The sequence below is a fragment of the Microcoleus sp. AT8-A3 genome (assembly GCF_036705675.1).
GTDB lineage: Bacteria > Cyanobacteriota > Cyanobacteriia > Cyanobacteriales > Microcoleaceae > Microcoleus.
Window position 1 is genome coordinate 149,061 of sequence record NZ_JAUBVD010000008.1, and the last position, 17,867, is coordinate 166,927.

Consider the following 17,867-nt stretch of genomic DNA (forward strand, 5'->3'; position numbering starts at 1 on the left):
CCATGTGTTAAACAGAGTAGGGCGTGCAGTGTGCGCCCTATTTTTCTGTCGAAGTTTCCACCCCACACCACCCCTCCGGGGCACCGTACATTCGATACTTGCGAGAGCGTTTGAAATACAGCATTGCTACCCGATCGTCTGGATTGATTTGTAAAATATTCTGAAATACTTTTTGGGCGGCAACAAATTTTTGCTCGTAGTAAAAATTGAGGGCTTCTTGAAAAACCTCCGCCGTTTGCTGCTTGAGTACAATGCTTTCCTCTGTTTCTGTATCGTAAATTTCAAACACCGACACAGCATTTGTCTTTCCTTTCACCGTTACTCGATCGACAAATCTGTACTTATATTTTTCTGGATCGTCTAGGCGATCGATAATTGCACCGCTAACTAGAATGCCCGCGCCGTAAACCTTAGTCAATCCTTCCAAACGAGACGCGAGATTCACCGCATCAGCAATCACCGTACTTTCCATCCGTTCTCGTTCGCCGATGGTACCCAACATCAAATTGCCCGCGTGCAAACCGACGCCGATCGCGATCGGAAACAAGCCATTTTTTTCTCGCTGCTGGTTATAGAGATTTACTTCTTTCTGCATATCAATTGCTGCTCGCACACCATCTTCAGGGGATGTAGGAAACAGTGCCATGACTGCATCCCCAATGTATTTGTCAATAAACCCGTTATTTTTCCTAATTGCAGGGCTAACCCTTCCCAAGTAAGTATTAATAAATGTAAAATTTTCATCCGGTGTCATATTTTCGGAAAGCGCAGTAAACGAGCGAATATCAGCAAACAGCACTGTCATATCTCTTTCCTGATGTTCGCCTAATTTTACTTCAATAATACTCGGCTTTTCCAGCAAGTTTAGAAAATCGTGCGGCACAAACCTGCCGTAGGCTGCATTCAGTTTTGCTAGGCGAATTTGCGTATTAATTCTCGCCAACAATTCCTTTTTTATAAAAGGTTTAGTTACATAATCATTGGCTTCTAAGTTAAAAGCTTCTACCAAGTCAGTAGTTAGATTTTTTGCCGTCAGCATCAGAATCGGCATTTCTAAAGGCGAGTATTTTTTGCGGACTTCTCGACATACTTCATAACCCGTCATCTGCGGCATCATTACATCGAGTAAAATTAAGTCCGGCTTAAATCCTGATTCAATCAGATTTAAAGCTTCTAAGCCGTTGCTCGCTTGAGTAATTTCGTAGTTGGCTAGAGAAAGACTGTTGATGATGACATGAATATTAATCGGCTCATCATCAACTACCAAAATTTTTAATTTTTCACTTTCTAGCGACTCGCTATTGTCTGATACCTGAGAATTTATTATAGAGGATTGGCGGGCTAGTTCAGGAGTGATAAAAATGGGAGAACCCTCGGTTAAACGCGGCTGTATGCTGCTAAATTCCGGTTGACTCTCAGATACGGGCAAAGTAAAGGTGAACTGGGAACCGACGCCTACAGTTGAAGATACCGAAATTTTACCTCCGTGCAATTCCACTAATTGCTTGGCAACAGTTAACCCTAAACCCGTGCCGCCATATTCTCTAGCAGTGGAACCGTCAGCTTGTTCAAAGGATTCAAAAATTCGTTCTAATTTATCTTCGGGGATGCCAATACCGGTGTCAGATACACTAATCGCTAATTGGGAATTAGGCAGTGATTGTGCGTTGCCCGTTACCAATTCTGCTGAAATTTCAACTCGGCCGCTTTCGGTAAATTTAATCGCATTGCCGATTAAGTTGTAAAGTATTTGCTGCAAGCGATTCTCGTCGGCTGCTATTGGCGGCAATTCAGGAGCGACTGAGTTAATCAACTGCAAGTTTTTTTTGCCTACTAATGGCTGAGACAAAGTGAGAATTACAGAGACTATTTCTCGAATACCGACGGACTTAATTTGCAGTTCTATCGTTTTGTGTTTTAGCTGAGAAAAGTCCAGAAGATCGTTAATTAAAGAAGACAATCTTTTGCCCGATGATGAAATTAAAGCTAAGTTAAAATTTGTTGGTTCTGGCAGTTGTCCGGTAGCACCGTCTATTAAAGATTCTGCAATACCAATAATGCCGTTGAGCGGAGTGCGGAGTTCGTGGGAAGTATTGGCTAAAAATTCGTCTTTCAGTTTGTCGAGTCGCTGCAATTCGGTATTTTTAGTTTCTAAGGCAGTAAAAGATGCTTGCAGTTGTTGTGCCATGCTGTTAAAAGCAGCGGCAAGTACGCCCAATTCGTCGGAGCGATCGAGCTTGACAGTTTGGTCAAATTGTCCTTCAGATAAAGCTATTGCTGCATTTTTTAATTTTATAAGAGGTTTGATAATCCAGCGAGAAGTGAGAATTCCTAACACACTTGCCATGCCCAAAGCTGCCAGACATAGCAACACTGTAGTTCGGTTGCCCGCATGAATTTGTTCCATAAAGTCGGCTTCGGGAACGACAACGACAATCAGCAAATCTAAACCCTTGTCGTCTTGAAATGGCAGGACTTTTAAAAATTTCTGCTGGCCGTTGATTTCAACATTTATTTGCTGCGATTTTGTAATTTGGTGCAAGTTTTGAAAGTGACTTTCTAAATATTTAGCTGTAGTTTGCGTTACTGCGTCGCTGCTTTCTGTAACTTTAAACAGTTCTTTTTGACCGTTTTGGGTGCGGAAAGGTTTTTCGGCTGTGGAAGTTGCCAGCAGCGTGCCGTTTCTTTCGATAATAAAAGTTTGACCAGATTTACCTATTTTGAGGCTGTTTAAAAATTGACCGATACTGTCGAGACGCAAAGCAGCAATTAATACTCCTTCTAGCTGTTTCTGGCTGTTGTAAACTGGTTGCAGCGCGCTGAGGAGTAAGGTGGGTTCTAGGAAGGATATATAAACTGAACTCCAAGTTGGTTTGGCTTCTAGAGCCGCATAGGCGTAGGAAGGGTGCTGTCGGATGTCGAATTTTTTAACGGAGGCGGCTACTGTCGTGCGATCGCCCGTATCATTAGTATTGTAAGAATAAAAATTAAAATTTGTAGAAGGCCCCGATGCGTTAATCAATAAAGTGCCATTAGACATCTTTTCGCCAGTGCGATATTCTCCATCTTGATTAGCGATCGACGTAAAATTGATATAAGGATATAATTGCACTTGTCGCCACAGATACTTTTCCCAAGCTGACAAGTCTTTCATGTTTACAAAACCCAGTTTCACCGCATCCAGCTTGCTTTGATTGATTTGGTGCGGAGTTTGCAGATAAGTTCTCAAATTTTGCTCAATGCGATTGCTTACCTCCCCCATCAATTGAGCCGCAAGGTCATTCACTGCTCTTTGAGAGTTCCTAAATGATAAATATCCCACAATACCCACCGCTGCAAATACTTGCAAGACAAAGGGAACTATGAGTACAGTTTGCAGCGTTGCTTTTCTTGAAAGTTTTGCCACTAAGTGCTTGAGAGAAAGAGTGGACATAACATTAGTTTAGGTTGAAAAACCCAGTTAATACTTGGAGCTAGTTCTTACCGCTGGTAAGTATTATAAACCATTTTGTACTTAAACACAACTTACACAAGGAAGACGCGATATCGGTTCTACAATCTTTCATCTTATACCAAATTATTAAAAGTCAAAGCGAACCGTAGAGACACGGCATTTCCGTGTGCTCGTCCCCGCGCCGGACAAGGCATTTCCCTGTCCCTACCGATGTTCACATACAATATATCTGTATCACTACTTTTCATCCAAAGCTTCTATCCCCGACTATCCTTGTGGCACTCCAGACATTCCATTCTTTAGAGAGCGCTGAGAGTAAATTGCTGCTAACTTATCTTGAGGCTTTCTTTCGCAAATCTTATTGAACAATTTTTGCGTCTAAGTAAAATTTTTCTCGAAATAAAGCTCCAGACATTTTTGAAATTCAGCAGCAGTTGCCTGTTTTAGTTGAATGCTTTGTTCTGTTTCTGCATCATACAGAATATTCCAGGTTTATGAATTATACCCCGCTCTCACGGGGTTTATTTACAGTTCTCGCATCTTAACTGATTCTGTCGCTCGAAACCCGGTTTATCCGTACTAAATGTACATAAAATATGCTGTAAAATATTTAACAAGTAGGTTGTGCCGACGGAAAATATTGCAACTTTTTTTTACACAATTTATATTATGTGCGCTTACTTCCGGCTGTTAAAAAAGGTTTAATTAAGAATAAAATATTGGATCGCTGCCCCTGAAATTAGCCACAAAATTAAGCTACAGCGGATTCCAGGTTTATAAAGTACACCCCAGAAACCGGGTTTCTTCTGGATTTCTCGCCAGAAACCGGTTTTATTCAAGAAACCCGGTTTCTCTGTACTTCACTTACCTGGAAAGTGCTGTATATTATAGCAGATTTCAGGAAAGTGATATTTGCTATGGCTGACTCTATTGCTCGTCGCTTGGAACAATACACGGTAAAACGATCGCACGAAGTTTTAATCGTCAAGGCCGAAATAGACGGCGAATTCGATGAAATTGCTATTTTTAAAGGCTTTTCTAGCTCCCTGACGCGATCGACCGCGAGCGATCCAGAGGTTCCTGTTTTGCCGGAGGAAGCAAAAATTGTCAGTATCGATCGCGTGGAGAGCCCCTACAATCCAAATAACCCCCGCTATCTTCAGCAGGGGTTATCTTGGGAAACAATGCAATCTCTATTGTCCGAGGCGGGAGTTTAGCTCTCGCATTAGGGACACAACGCCAGAAAAACAGCAGGGACACAACAATGTTGTGTCCCTACTACAAAAGCACTATGTCCTTACCATTAGAGCTAGAGCGTGCCGCCGGCAGCTTGGAAACGAGCTCTCGCGCGCTTGATTGCTTGCTTGGCTTGAATTTGCTCTTGCAAAGTGCCGGTAGTAGCCTTTTGCAAACGAGCTTCTGCTTCGGTGTAAGCAGTACGAGCAGCTTCTTTATCAATGGTTTCGCCTTTTTCAGCGCCGTTGACAAGAATAGTAACTTTGTTTTCTTGGATTTCTGCAAAGCCACCCATCAGAGCAATAGACACCCATTCCTTGCCGGGACGGACGCGCATCACTCCGGTATCCAAAGCTGTCAACATGGGAGCGTGACCGCTCAAGATACCCAGTTGGCCTGTGGTGCTCGGCAGAATTACTTCTTCAGCATTAGAATCCCAAACAGTTTTGTCTGGGGCCACTACGCGCACAGTTAATGTCATAAATTGTCAGTTGTCGGTTGTCAGTTGTCAGTTGTCAGTTGTCAGTTGTCAGTTGTCAGTTATCAGTTGTCAGTTGTCAGTTGTCAGTTGTCAGTTGTTACCAATAACCAATAACTAATAACAAATAACTAATAACTACTGACTCATGACTCATGACTACTGACTACTGACTCATGACTAAAATTACTTGGCGTCAGCTTTCATTTTTTCAGCTTTGGCGATCGCCTCGTTGATATCGCCCACCAAATAGAAAGCTTGTTCCGGTAATTCGTCAAGTTCGCCAGCCAAAATCATTTGGAAGCCCTTAATGGTGTCTGCCAACTTGACGTACTTGCCGGGGGAACCGGTGAACACTTCTGCTACAAAGAACGGTTGAGACAAGAACCGTTCAATTTTGCGAGCGCGAGAAACCGTCAAGCGGTCATCTTCCGACAGCTCATCCAAGCCCAAAATTGCAATAATGTCTTGCAATTCCTTATAGCGTTGCAGAGTAGACTGCACCTGACGAGCAACACCATAGTGTTCTTCGCCGACAACGCTAACTTGCAACATCGTAGACGTAGAATCCAGCGGGTCAACCGCAGGATAAATCCCCTTCGCAGCCAAACCGCGAGACAACACAGTTGTAGCGTCCAAGTGAGCAAAAGTCGTAGCCGGTGCGGGGTCAGTCAAGTCATCCGCAGGTACGTACACAGCTTGAACCGAAGTAATCGAACCTTCGGTAGTCGAGGTAATCCGTTCTTGCAAGTCGCCCATGTCTGTACCGAGAGTCGGCTGATATCCCACAGCCGAAGGCATCCGACCCAACAGAGCCGATACCTCAGAACCCGCTTGCACGAACCGGAAGATATTGTCAATGAACAGCAGCACGTCTTGCTTGCTGACATCACGGAAGTATTCGGCCATCGCCAGAGCCGACAGGCCCACGCGCATCCGAGCACCAGGCGGCTCGTTCATTTGACCGTAAACCAGAGCAATTTTTGACTTGCTGCGGTCTTCTTCGTCAATAACCCCCGACTCGATCATTTCTTTGTAGAGGTCATTGCCTTCGCGGGTGCGCTCGCCCACACCACCGAACACGGACACGCCGCCGTGAGCCTTGGCGATGTTGTTCACGAGTTCCATCATAATCACGGTTTTGCCGACGCCTGCGCCGCCGAACAAACCGATTTTGCCGCCGCGACGGTAGGGGGCCAGCAGGTCAATCACCTTGATCCCTGTTTCAAACACCGAAGGCTTGGTTTCCAGTTCGGTAAAAGCCGGCGGGTTGCGGTGGATGGGCATACTTTCGGAAGTATTGACCGGGCCTAGGTTGTCTACGGGTTGACCGATGACGTTAAAAATCCGGCCGAGAGTTGGGATGCCGACTGGAACTTGGATTGCTTCCCCGGTATCTACTACTTCCATGCCACGCACCAAGCCGTCGGTGGTACTCATGGAAACTGCACGCACTTGGCTGTCTCCGAGCAGTTGTTGAACTTCGCAGGTAACGGCAACGTCTTGACCTGCTTCGTTTTTGCCGGAAATCGTGAGAGCGTTATAGATTTGGGGCAGTTTGCCGCCTGGGAATTTTACGTCTACAACCGGCCCAATGATTTGGGTGATGTAGCCTACGTTCGTTTTTTCTGCGGTGGATACCATGAATAGTGCCTTTGTTAGGATGCTATTTTTCCCGTTATGGAAAAAGTCTTAACATTTAGAAATGCTATTCCTCAGATTACCACTGAACAGACGCACTATTTAGATTTGTATGGGTCTGGTTAAGAGTCATTTTTATGGTTACTGCCCTCGCTTTTTTTTCCTGCGAGCCGCAGCCAAAGCCCCGATCCCCAGGATAGTCCCGAATACTGTGACTGGTTCGGGGACTGGTTCGGGGGCTGGTTCTGGGACTGGTTGGGGGACTGGTTGGGGGACTGGTTGGGGGGCTAACTCAGCGGACACGGTGAATTCGTTGAAGTCTAGCTTGGTTCCTGGTTCGGCATCGTCGAAGGAGATTTTTGTGCCATTAGCCAGTTCGGCCATTGTGAGGGATGAAAATTGCTCTGGGCCTTTACCGCCGTTGATGTTTGCAAAGGAGCCGCTGGAGTTGGGGTCGAGGCTAAATTTACCAAACACAGCAAGCTGACATCCCGCCACCAGACATTCATCTCTTCGGAACTGGGTGCCAGCGGCCCGCCATTGGGAGCTGTTCATGAAGGTGCTTGACGAGACGTATTGCTCGAAAGGTCTGCCGGTGCCGGTGTCGCTCCACAGCAGCAGGGCATAAATTTGATCCTTCAAAAATCTGAAGTTTTGGGTGATGGAGCCGTTTTCGGAGGTGACTGCGTTCCCGAAGGTTCCTTTCCAGTTGTTGGCAGAGCCGTTATCTGAGGGTTTAGTCTCGTAAAACAGTCTGGCGATGTTTGTGTAGCCATTGTTTTCTGGCTCAGCAGCCAAAGCTGCTACCCACAAGCTGGACTGGTAAGAGTTGTGAGATTCTAGGAATGTGAACTCTACATTGGTATCTCGATCGAACTGGATGCCGTCGGTGCCAAACATGAAAGCTCGGACGGGCAGGCAGATGCTGAGCAACATTGTGGTTGCCAAGCTGGCGACTGTAAAAGATGTTTTTTTGACTAGCGTTAAGGTAGTCATAACCCTGATTCCTCCTGTATTGTTAGGTAGTTAGGCCCAAAATGCCCTAAATGCCATGTTGCCGTGACGCGAATAGACGATCGCGAGCCTGCGATATTTAGGACGATCGTCAAACCTGAAGAAGAGGCTCCACACCAGTGAATATACATACATATCTCACTTAAGGGTGTTTTGCAGTAAATGAGTGCTTCTTCTAAGAGTTTTCACTGACACTAGATTGGCACAGTTTAATCTGTAACAGCAAGATTTTCATCCGGCCTAGACTTCCAAGCTACTACATTTACTTGGTTTCGGTAACTGTCTAAAGTTGAGTGCAAGACTTGCCTATATTGGCTTTCATCAAAAATACATAAAAATTTTAGTCGAGCTTTATGAAGTTTTGGTAAAGTTCATCCCTAAAATATAAAGTTTTTGAGAGAAAGTCGGCTGTTCGGTTAGTTGCTCCTGAAAGCGGGCTGCAAGCTGCTCGCCCGATGCAGAAAGAAGCGGGAGCGCCGGCGAGTAGGGATTTGAGCGAGTTTTTTGCTACTTTAAGCAAGATGTATAACAGGCGAGCGATACTTACGTAGTTTTGACTAAAATCGCGAGTTTTTTAAACCCCTAAACCTCGCGTTATGTGCCATATTTTCCGCCACAGTCCCGAACAAATTAACCCGGTTGTTTAAGGTAATTGTGGTAAGGAAGCAGTGAAAGTCAAAAAAAGAAACCAAGTTTGATTTACCTCGCATGATTCCTAGTAAAAAAAAATATGTAAATCATACTAAGGATCGAGAATTAAATAACTTACAATTTTAATTGTTATGGTGGGATGGGCGTCCCGCCCATTCTTTTTGGACGGGCGGGACGCCCATCCCACTTTCAAGAGTGGAAGTTATTTAATTCTCATTCCTAATTGAAAACATACAGCATATTCCATGTATATGTGGTACACATAATCTGATGGCAAGCATCGGTGCGGATACACCAGTCAATCTGTAAGTTACAGCGGATTCCAGGTTGATAAAGTACACCCCAGAAACCGGGTTTCTTCTGGATTTCTCGCCAGAAACCGGTTTTATTCAAGAAACCAGGTTTCTCTGTACTTCACTTACCTGGAAAGTGCTGTATATCCAAGATATCGTAGCTCCGCACCCGGAGGATTAACAGCACGCAATTAAGGTTTCTACTGTACTTCATAAACGACCGAATAGGCTGTAGATTTCCTTTTTTAGTCCTAATTATTCGATCGCCCAAAATAGGATGCTCCTATTGACATGAGATTTTTTTAGGAGTAAAAATAGGAGAAATAAATACGATCGCACTTTAAGCACCATCTTTAAACACAATGACACCCAACAAACTACATTTCCTCGGATGGTTATTCATTGTTAGCTGGCTGAGTGCTGCGGCGGGTTCGGCCAAGGCGCAACCCATCGCCCCCGCACCAGATGGCACTAACACAGTTGTTACTCCCAACGGCAACCGCTACGACATTTCCGGGGGGTCTTTCAGCGGAGATGGGGCTAATCTTTTTCACAGTTTTACTCAGTTTGGCCTCAGCGAGGCTGAAACGGCTAACTTTTTGACCAATCCCAATATTCAAAATATTTTGGGAAGGATTACTGGGGGTAATCCTTCTTTAATAAATGGCTTAATTCAAGTTACGGGCGGGAATTCCAATTTATTTTTGATGAATCCTGCTGGCATGATTTTCGGGCCGAATGCCATTCTCAACGTGCCTGGATCTTTTAATGCTACTACGGCGACAGGGATTGGTTTTGGGGAAAATCAGTGGTTTAGTGCGATCGGCAATAACAATTGGGCAACATTAATCGGGACACCGAATAGTTTTGCGTTTACAAATTTGCCAGGGGGAAGCATAATTAATGCAGGCAATCTGACGGTGACACCAGGTCAAAGTTTAAGTTTGATCGGCGGTACGGTTGTCAATACTGGTCAGGTAAATGCGCCTAGCGGCAATATTATCATCAGCGCCGTACCGGGTAACAATTTGGTGCGGATTAGTCAAGCTGGAAATTTATTGAGCTTGGATATTCAGCCGACAGCAAATCACACTTCGCTGCCAAACAATTGGACGCAGCCAGTATTATCTTTGCCGGAGTTGCTGACTGGACAAGGTGTGGCACAGGCGACGGGTTTGACGGTAAATCCCAATGGGGAAGTTGTGTTAACGGGGAATGCTGCTGTGCCGGTAACTGCGGGAACTGCGATCGCATCCGGCACTCTCAATGTCTCTGGCAACACTGGCGGTACTGTAAATATTTTAGGCGACAAAGTAGGTGTTATTGCAGGCAATATCGATGCTTCTGGGATTAACGGCGGCGGTAATGTACTGATTGGCGGAGATTATCAGGGTTTGGGGACTGTGCCCAATGCTTCGCGGACTTTTGTTAGCAGCGATTCGACGATTAATGCTGATGCTGTTAGTAATGGGAATGGCGGGCGAGTTATAGTTTGGGCTGATGAAAATACTCGCTTTAATGGCAATATTACGGCCAGAGGTGGCTTGGTTTCTGGGAATGGGGGCTTTGCGGAAGTGTCTGGAAAGCAATGGCTGGATTTTCAAGGATTAGTTGATTTGCGATCGACCTTTGGGATTGCTGGTACCTTATTGTTAGATCCTACTAATATTACTATTGTCGAAGGTCCGAATAATGTTCCTGCGGGGCCAGGATTTGTTGACTCCGGCCCTCCTTCTGTGATTAATAATGGGAGGCTGCAAGCACAGCTAAATTTGGGAAATGTTACTATTTCTACGGCGTCAGGTAATACGGAGCAAGGCAATATTAACGTTGACGCACCGATCGCTTGGACTAATAATAATTCGCTGACTCTGAATGCTAATAATAATATTAATCTTAATAATACCACTATCACCACTCAGGGAGGCACTATTACTCTGAATGCTGATAGTGATAATCTAAACGGTGGTGCTCTCAGTATCGTAGGTTCGACGATCGCTACTAATGGTGGTAATTTCCTGGGTAAGGGTCAGGGGACTCTTGTGTTCGGGCCGGGAATCAATGTCCAGAACAGCAAAATTAATGCCGGAAGTGGAAAAATTGACCTGAATGGTACGGGAAGAAAATCGACAGGGGGAAACAATGTCGGTATTTCTATTTCGGGTGCTACCACATTACAAACTACTGACAGCGGCAATATTACTTTCAACGGTACTGGCGGCAACGGGACAGATGGTAATCAAGGGATATCTATTGACGGCAGTACAGTGCGGGCCGGGGGAAGTGTCAGCCTGACTGGAACAGGTGCGGGGACAGGAATCGAAAATACAGGCGTTAATCTCAACAACGCTACAGTGGAGTCAACGGCGGAGAATGGGACTGTGACTCTGATCGGTGTTGGCGGTAATGGGACTCGTGACAATCGAGGGATATTCGTTGAGAACGCTACAGTGAAAGCGCTTTCTGGAAATGTCAGTCTGACGGGTACAGGTGGTGGGACTGGGTCTTCCAACCACGGTATAGAGATATTAAATGATGCTACAATCCAAACCGCAGGCTTGGGAAAGGTGACGTTGACGGGGACGAGCAGTGCAGGCATCAGCACTACAGTCGCGAGCGGTAATTCCGGGATCAGGCTCTTCGAGGGCACGGTAAAATCGGAGAATGGAGATATTGTTTTAACCGGTACGAGTTTAGGGACTGGATTGAACACCTACGGGATTGATATGCCCCCGATTCTTACTACCATGGCACCGAGCACAATACAAGCTACGGGAACGGGTAATATTAGTCTCACGGGAAAGGCTAACAACTCCGATAATTCCATTAGACTCACCCCAGGTGTGATTGAGGCGACTTTAGGCGGCAATGTCACTTTGACGGGCGATGACATTTCATTGTCATCAATAACTCAAATTAAAGGTACTGGGATTATCCAGTTGCAGCCGCTTACTCCCAGTTTAGATATTACTGTGGGTGGTAATACTGCGGACGATCGTTTGAATCTCAGCAGTGCTGAACTCGCGCCTCCGGTTTTAAATGGGTTTTCCCAAATGATTATCGGGCGCACGGATGGGACGGGGAATATCGCAATTGACCCTGCTGGTGTTACTTTTAATTTCCCCGTCACAATGCAAGCTGGCACAATTGCAGTCGATGGAAACATTACAGGTGTAAACAACGCTTCAATTACTTTTAATGCTCTAACGACTAACTTAAACAAAAATATTCTCACCATTGTCACCAACGAACAGAAGATTGACTTTGGTGGCAAAGTCTCTCTCGCTACGGGTTCTAATGTCACCCTCGATACTGGGTTAAATAATGCCGGTGACATTAATTTTGGGGGAACGGTTGACGGCGATGGCAACCTAGTTTTGACTACGGGAACAGGCGTGATTAATGTCAACGGGCCCATTGGAAATACAGTACCTTTAGGTTCCCTGAAAACAATCAATTCTTTGGATGTTAAGAGTCCGATCGATTTTTCGATTGAAACTACAGGCAATATTACCGTTGGTAGTATGAGAAGTCCCGGAGGGGCGATCGCCCTTACCAGCACTAATGGCAATATTGATACGACAGCAGGGGCAATTGATACCACATCCACTACCGGAAATGGTGGCCCGATCGCACTCAGTGCTAACAATATTACTGCTAGTAATCTTAACTCTAGTTCCACTGCTGGCAATGGCGGCAAAATCACCCTCACAGGCCAAACAGGCGACGTTGTTGCAGTTTCAGGAGTAATTAATTCTAGCTCTACTTCCGGTGCGGCCGGAGATATCGCGATCGCCACTCCCAATCAAGTCGAGATAAATAGCATTGATGCTAATGGATTGCCCGGTACTGGATCATTAGGAAATGTCACCGTCACCAGTGCTGGCACAACTACATTTAATGCTGTCAAAGCTACCAGTTTCACCACCAATGCTGGCGGCACAACTCAAGTCAAGGGAAATGTTACTACAACTGGCGCTCAAACCTATGGAGATGCAGTGACAATTGCCAACAATCCCATTCTCGCAGGCAGCGAAATTACTTTCAATAATACTGTAGACGGCAGCAGTGATTTGACTGTGAAGGCGGTTAGCGGTGATCTTACATTCAATGGTGCGATCGGCGAAACAACTCCTCTCACAAGTTTAACTGCCAACAGCAAGATATCTTTAGGTGGCAATGTCACTACAACTGGCGCTCAAACTTATGGAGATGCAGTTACAATTGCCAATAATCCGATTCTCTCCGGCAGCCAAATTACTTTCAATACAACTGTTGACGGTAGCAGCGATTTAACTGTGAATGGCGGTACTGGTAATGTTACCTTCAATGGTGCAGTTGGTGCTGTAACTCCGATCGGCAATTTAACAGCTAACTCTACAGGCACAACCGCATTTAATCAAACAGTGAATGCCGCGAGTTTGACTGCAGATGCTGGCGGCACAACTCAAGTCAAGGGAAATGTTACTACAACTGGTGCTCAAACTTATGGAGATGCAGTTACAATTGCCAACAATCCGATTATTTCAGGTGACAGCATTACTTTCAATAATACTGTTGATGGTACCAGCAATTTGACTGTGAAGGCGACTAGCGGTAATCTTACCTTCAAAAGTGCGATCGGCGAAACAACTCCTCTCACAAGTTTAACTGCCAACAGCAAGATATCTTTAGGCGGGAATGTCACTACAACCGGCAGTCAAACTTATGCAGATGCTGTGACGGTTGCCAATAATCCGATTCTCGCAGGCAGCGACATTAGTTTCAATAATACAGTTGACGTGGCTGGCAATCTCGGTATTGCTGCGGACAATGTTAATCTTAAAGGAACTGTAACAACCACCAATGACGGCACGCTCACAATTACCAATAAGGTGAATCTCAATATTGAGAAAAACCTGAACTTGGACGGTGAATTTATTCAAAATGGCGGTGGAACAGTTGCGGCTAGCGGAAATATTACAACAACTAATGATAACATTAGTTTTAGCGCTCCGGTGACATTAAACGCTCCTGTAACTTTTACACTGGGGGATGCAACTATTGATTTCGGTTCGAGTTTGTCAGCAGGTAGTAACCCGCTGACTTTAAGGGCAGGTGAAATTGATTTTTCGGGGAATGTTTCGGGTACGGGCGTGCTAACGCTGCAACCAGCAACAGCCGGACAAAATATTGTTGTTGGCGGAACAGATAACAATACTAGCGCTTTAGATTTGACTGCTGCGGAACTTAATTTGATTCAAAATGGATTTAGCTCGATCGCGATCGGGCGATCGGATAGCAGTGCAAATGTTAGTATTTCCTCTAATCTTACATTTTTAGATCCAGTAAATATTCAAACGGGAACGGGTACGATCGCACTTGATGGCACTCTTACCGGCAATGACAACAGCAGCATTGCTCTCAAGGCTGCCACAATTAATTTGAATGATGGCATCAATACCAATAAAAATCCGATCGATCTCAACGGCACTGTCACACTCGGCAACGATATTAATCTCACTACCGGCGGCGGAGATATTAAGATAATTGGTGCGATAGGTGGTAATCATTTGTTGAACTTAGATGCCGCTACAGGCAATGTGTTAGTGCAAGGAAATATCGGAGAAACAACGCCATTATCTGTTTTGAAGGCTACTGCATCAAATGCAGAATTTATTGGAAACGTTAACAGTAATTCTGGTTTTAATATTACGGGATTAAATACTAAATTAGGCGGTAATATTACCACTAATAACGGCAACCTTAATATTAGCAATGCTGTGGTTTTGACAAAGGATGCGGTATTTAGTACGGCAGGGGGAAATATTGCTTTGGGTGCGATCGACAGTGACAGCATTAATGTCCGCAACTTAACTCTAGCCTCCGGTAGCGGCAGCATAACTTTCAACGGTGCGGTGGGTGCCACCAGCAAGTTAGGAAATCTTGCGATCGAAAATGCTGGCAATGTGACAGGAAACTCGACAATTAACGCGCAACAATTGACAGCACTAAACACAGAAAAAGTCAATTTATTGGGAGATGTCACCGCCGGTAAAGTCGATATTACTGCCAAGGGCGATATAAACGTTAAAAATATTACTGCTAATGGCGGAGAAATTCTATTTACAAGCGGTAACAATTTCACCGCAGGCAATTTGAATACATCGGCAAACAGTGGTGGCAACATAACTGTTAAGGCGATAACTTCAATTACAACCGGACAAATTAACTCTAGCGGTATAGTCGGAAATGCCGGCAATGTGTTCTTAGATCCGATCGGCGATATTCAAGTAGAGTTTATCAATGCCGAAGGCGGTACAGGCGGCACCGGTGGCGATGTCACAGCAATAACAGGCAATTATTTCCGCGCTACGGGTACTTTTTCCACCCCACTGTCGCCGACGGGATTTGCTAGCATTTCTACTGCTGGCGGCACAGGTAGCGGAAATATCGCAATTACACACGCTGGGGGAGATAGAGGGACGCCGATTCAACCGTTTGTGGTAGGGGATGCTGCTAGCAACGGTACGGCGGGTGCAATTACCACGGGACAATCTACCATTACATCGCAGTCGTTTCCGCGTTCTAGTAGTGTTGGTAATATTGTATTTTCCACTGATGACGCGATCGACCCGCCGCCAACACCAACTCCCACTCCGGTAGAAACTCCGACTCCGACTCCGAGTGAAACTCCCACTCCGGTAGTAACTCCAACTCCGACTCCGAGTGAAACTCCCACTCCGGTAGAAACTCCGACTCCGACTCCGAGTGAAACTCCAACTCCGGTAGTAACTCCAACTCCGACTGCAATTGTCACTCCAACTCCGGTAGTAACTCCAACTCCGACTGCAATTGTCACTCCAACTCCGGTAGTAACTCCCACTCCGACTGCAATTGTCACTCCAACTCCGGTAGTAACTCCCACTCCGACTGCAATTGTCACTCCAACTCCGGTAGTAACTCCCACTCCGACTGCAAGTGTGACTCCAACTCCGGTAGTAACTCCCACTCCGACTGCAGTTGTCACTCCCACTCCGACTGCAGTTGTCACTCCCACTCCGCTAGTAACTCCAACTCCGACTGCAGTTGTCACTCCAACTCCGGTAGTAACTCCAACTCCGACTGCAGTTGTCACTCCCACTCCGCTAATAACTCCAACTCCGACTGCAGTTGTCACTCCCACTCCGCTAATAACTCCAACTCCCACTCCGGTAGTAACTTCAACTCCGACTGCAGTTTTCACTCCCACTCCGCTAATAACTCCAACTCCCACTCCAAGTGTCACCCTAACTCCCACTCCAAGTGTCACTCCCGCTTCGATCGATCCTACGGAAATACAAGTGCCCACACCTGTGACAGCGCCAAACTCGCCCACAGCCGCCGATACACCCACACCCGAACCGTCAACCTCCGATGAACAAGACTTTAAACGCCCCGAAAGTCGATCGCTAGACAATCTCGGTGTTGCTGCTGCCGATCGTCGAGTTTTAACCATCGATCGAAGTATCACCAGTCAATTACCCGCTGGCATCGTAGTCTCTTCACTCGCATCCCAACAAGCACCAACAGTTAACCCTACTTCTAATTTAGTTCTGGGATATGTTCCGTCTCCCGATCGACTTTTTGAAGGTAACGACATACAGAAAACAGTCTGGGGAATCGAAGAAATGAGGAATCAAGAATTTGCAGAATACCTGGGGGTAGAAGCCAACCTCCTAGAGGAAAAAACCTTGATTTCGACATCCCAACAAACTTTACAAAATATCGAACAGCAAACTGGCAAGCGGTCTGGTATTATCTACATGGTCTCGCGAGAAGATCGACTGGAAATAATTTTAGTTCCTCCTGCCGGGTGGCCGATTCACTACAGCGTCCCCGAAGCCAACAGAGCATCTCTTTTCCCCACCGTCCAGGAGTTTCGCGCTGAAATTACCAATCCCGCAAAACGCACTACTACCACTTATCTAGCCGCCGCCCAGCAACTATATAAATGGGCGATCGCACCCCTAGAAAAAGACCTACAAAACTTAGGAATTCAAACTTTATTACTGTCAGTCGATCCGGGATTGCGGAGCCTGCCCTTTGCCGCTTTGCACGACGGTAAAGGCTTCTTGATTGAAAAATACAGTTTCAGCCTAATTCCGAGTTTTAGTTCGACTAATACCGATTATAAAGCTGTTAGAGACGCCACAGTGCTAGCAATGGGAAGGTCAGAATTTGTTGACCAACAGCCCTTGCCCAGTGTGCCGATCGAATTGCAGGCGATTTCGGCTCAGTGGCAGGGCCCATCTTTCCTCAATTCTGCTTTCACTTTAGATAATCTCACGTCGGAACACGCCAAGGGAGGATTTCGGATCGTTCATCTAGCAACTCACGCTGAATTCAAACCGGGAAAAGCGAGCAATTCCTACATTCAAATGTGGAATTCCAAATTGCAGCTCGATCGCATAGAGAGTTTGAATTGGCGCAATCCGCAGGTAGACTTGTTAGTATTAAGTGCTTGTAGAACTGCTATGGGCGATCGGGAAGCAGAGTTAGGTTTTGGAGGTTTAGCAGTAAAATCCGGCGCCAAATCTGCTTTAGGGAGTTTGTGGTATGTTGACGATGGAGGCACCTTGGCGCTGATGAGCGAATTTTACCACCAGTTGCGAGGAACCACAACTAAGGCAGAAGCTTTGCAACTGGCTCAACAAGCAATAATGTCCGGTAAAGTGCGGCTGGAAAACGGACAGCTAGTAACAACAGGCGGCCAGTTAAATTTACCTGCTAATTTACAACAACCAAACCAAAATTTTTCTCATCCTTATTATTGGAGTAGTTTCACCATGATCGGAAGCCCTTGGTAAGCTGCCATCTTTATTTTTCAGTCTCCGCTTCTGAAGGACGAAAGTTTCTACTAGGGGCAATGCCCGCTTTGGGTGGTTGGGGCGGTTCGCCCCTGGCTGCCCCAATTTCAAGCGCCGATCCAGGGGGTTTGGAACTCTATTTCTGTTTCATCACCACCAAATTAATATCATCAAAACCTTCTGATCGCCAATATACTGCCACACATCATCTATCACAGATTACCTAATGGCAATAGCAGGTAAGTAGACTTACCTGCTAATTTACAACAAGA

The 17,867-nt window shown here is 45.7% G+C and carries 6 protein-coding genes; 2 read left to right on the forward strand and 4 right to left on the reverse strand.

Annotated elements, in window-relative coordinates; genetic code table 11:
- Window positions 1–37: 37 nt before the first annotated feature.
- On the reverse strand, window positions 38–3,433 hold the full coding sequence (locus QUB51_RS07255) for an ATP-binding protein (protein WP_333057935.1): 3,396 nt from the start codon (window positions 3,431–3,433) through the stop codon (window positions 38–40).
- 938 nt (window positions 3,434–4,371) lie between these two features.
- On the opposite strand from QUB51_RS07255, the gene QUB51_RS07260 reads away from it, so the two are divergent.
- The gene (locus QUB51_RS07260; RefSeq protein ID WP_333058305.1) at window positions 4,372–4,671 is read left to right on the forward strand and encodes a DUF7734 family protein; all 300 of its coding nucleotides are present in this window, start codon (window positions 4,372–4,374) and stop codon (window positions 4,669–4,671) included.
- A 92-nt stretch (window positions 4,672–4,763) separates the two neighbouring features.
- Here QUB51_RS07260 and atpC read toward each other — a convergent pair whose 3' ends face one another.
- The 3 genes from atpC to QUB51_RS07275 form a co-directional block, all read right to left on the reverse strand.
- Window positions 4,764–5,171 (reverse strand): ATP synthase F1 subunit epsilon, encoded by a 408-nt coding sequence (gene atpC / locus QUB51_RS07265; protein WP_333058306.1) that lies wholly within the window; start codon window positions 5,169–5,171, stop codon window positions 4,764–4,766.
- Window positions 5,172–5,354: 183 nt separating this feature from the next.
- On the reverse strand, window positions 5,355–6,812 hold the full coding sequence (gene atpD / locus QUB51_RS07270; RefSeq protein WP_006635884.1) for a F0F1 ATP synthase subunit beta: 1,458 nt from the start codon (window positions 6,810–6,812) through the stop codon (window positions 5,355–5,357).
- 138 nt (window positions 6,813–6,950) lie between these two features.
- Window positions 6,951–7,805: a PEP-CTERM sorting domain-containing protein gene (locus QUB51_RS07275; protein WP_333058307.1), complete on the reverse strand. Its 855-nt coding sequence runs from the start codon at window positions 7,803–7,805 to the stop codon at window positions 6,951–6,953.
- Between the two features lie 1,324 nt (window positions 7,806–9,129).
- Here QUB51_RS07275 and QUB51_RS07280 point away from each other — a divergent pair.
- Window positions 9,130–17,595, forward strand: coding sequence for a CHAT domain-containing protein (locus QUB51_RS07280; protein ID WP_333392996.1), 8,466 nt, complete (start codon window positions 9,130–9,132; stop codon window positions 17,593–17,595).
- Window positions 17,596–17,867: the final 272 nt, after the last annotated feature.

Excerpts from the sequence above, each read along its gene's own strand:
- QUB51_RS07255 (WP_333057935.1), bottom strand. The coding sequence starts at position 3,433 with ATGTCCACTCTTTCTCTCAAGCACTTAGTGGCAAAACTTTCAAGAAAA.
- QUB51_RS07260 (WP_333058305.1), top strand. The coding sequence starts at position 4,372 with ATGGCTGACTCTATTGCTCGTCGCTTGGAACAATACACGGTAAAACGA.
- atpC (WP_333058306.1), bottom strand. The coding sequence starts at position 5,171 with ATGACATTAACTGTGCGCGTAGTGGCCCCAGACAAAACTGTTTGGGAT.
- atpD (WP_006635884.1), bottom strand. The coding sequence starts at position 6,812 with ATGGTATCCACCGCAGAAAAAACGAACGTAGGCTACATCACCCAAATC.
- QUB51_RS07275 (WP_333058307.1), bottom strand. The coding sequence starts at position 7,805 with ATGACTACCTTAACGCTAGTCAAAAAAACATCTTTTACAGTCGCCAGC.
- QUB51_RS07280 (WP_333392996.1), top strand. The coding sequence starts at position 9,130 with ATGACACCCAACAAACTACATTTCCTCGGATGGTTATTCATTGTTAGC.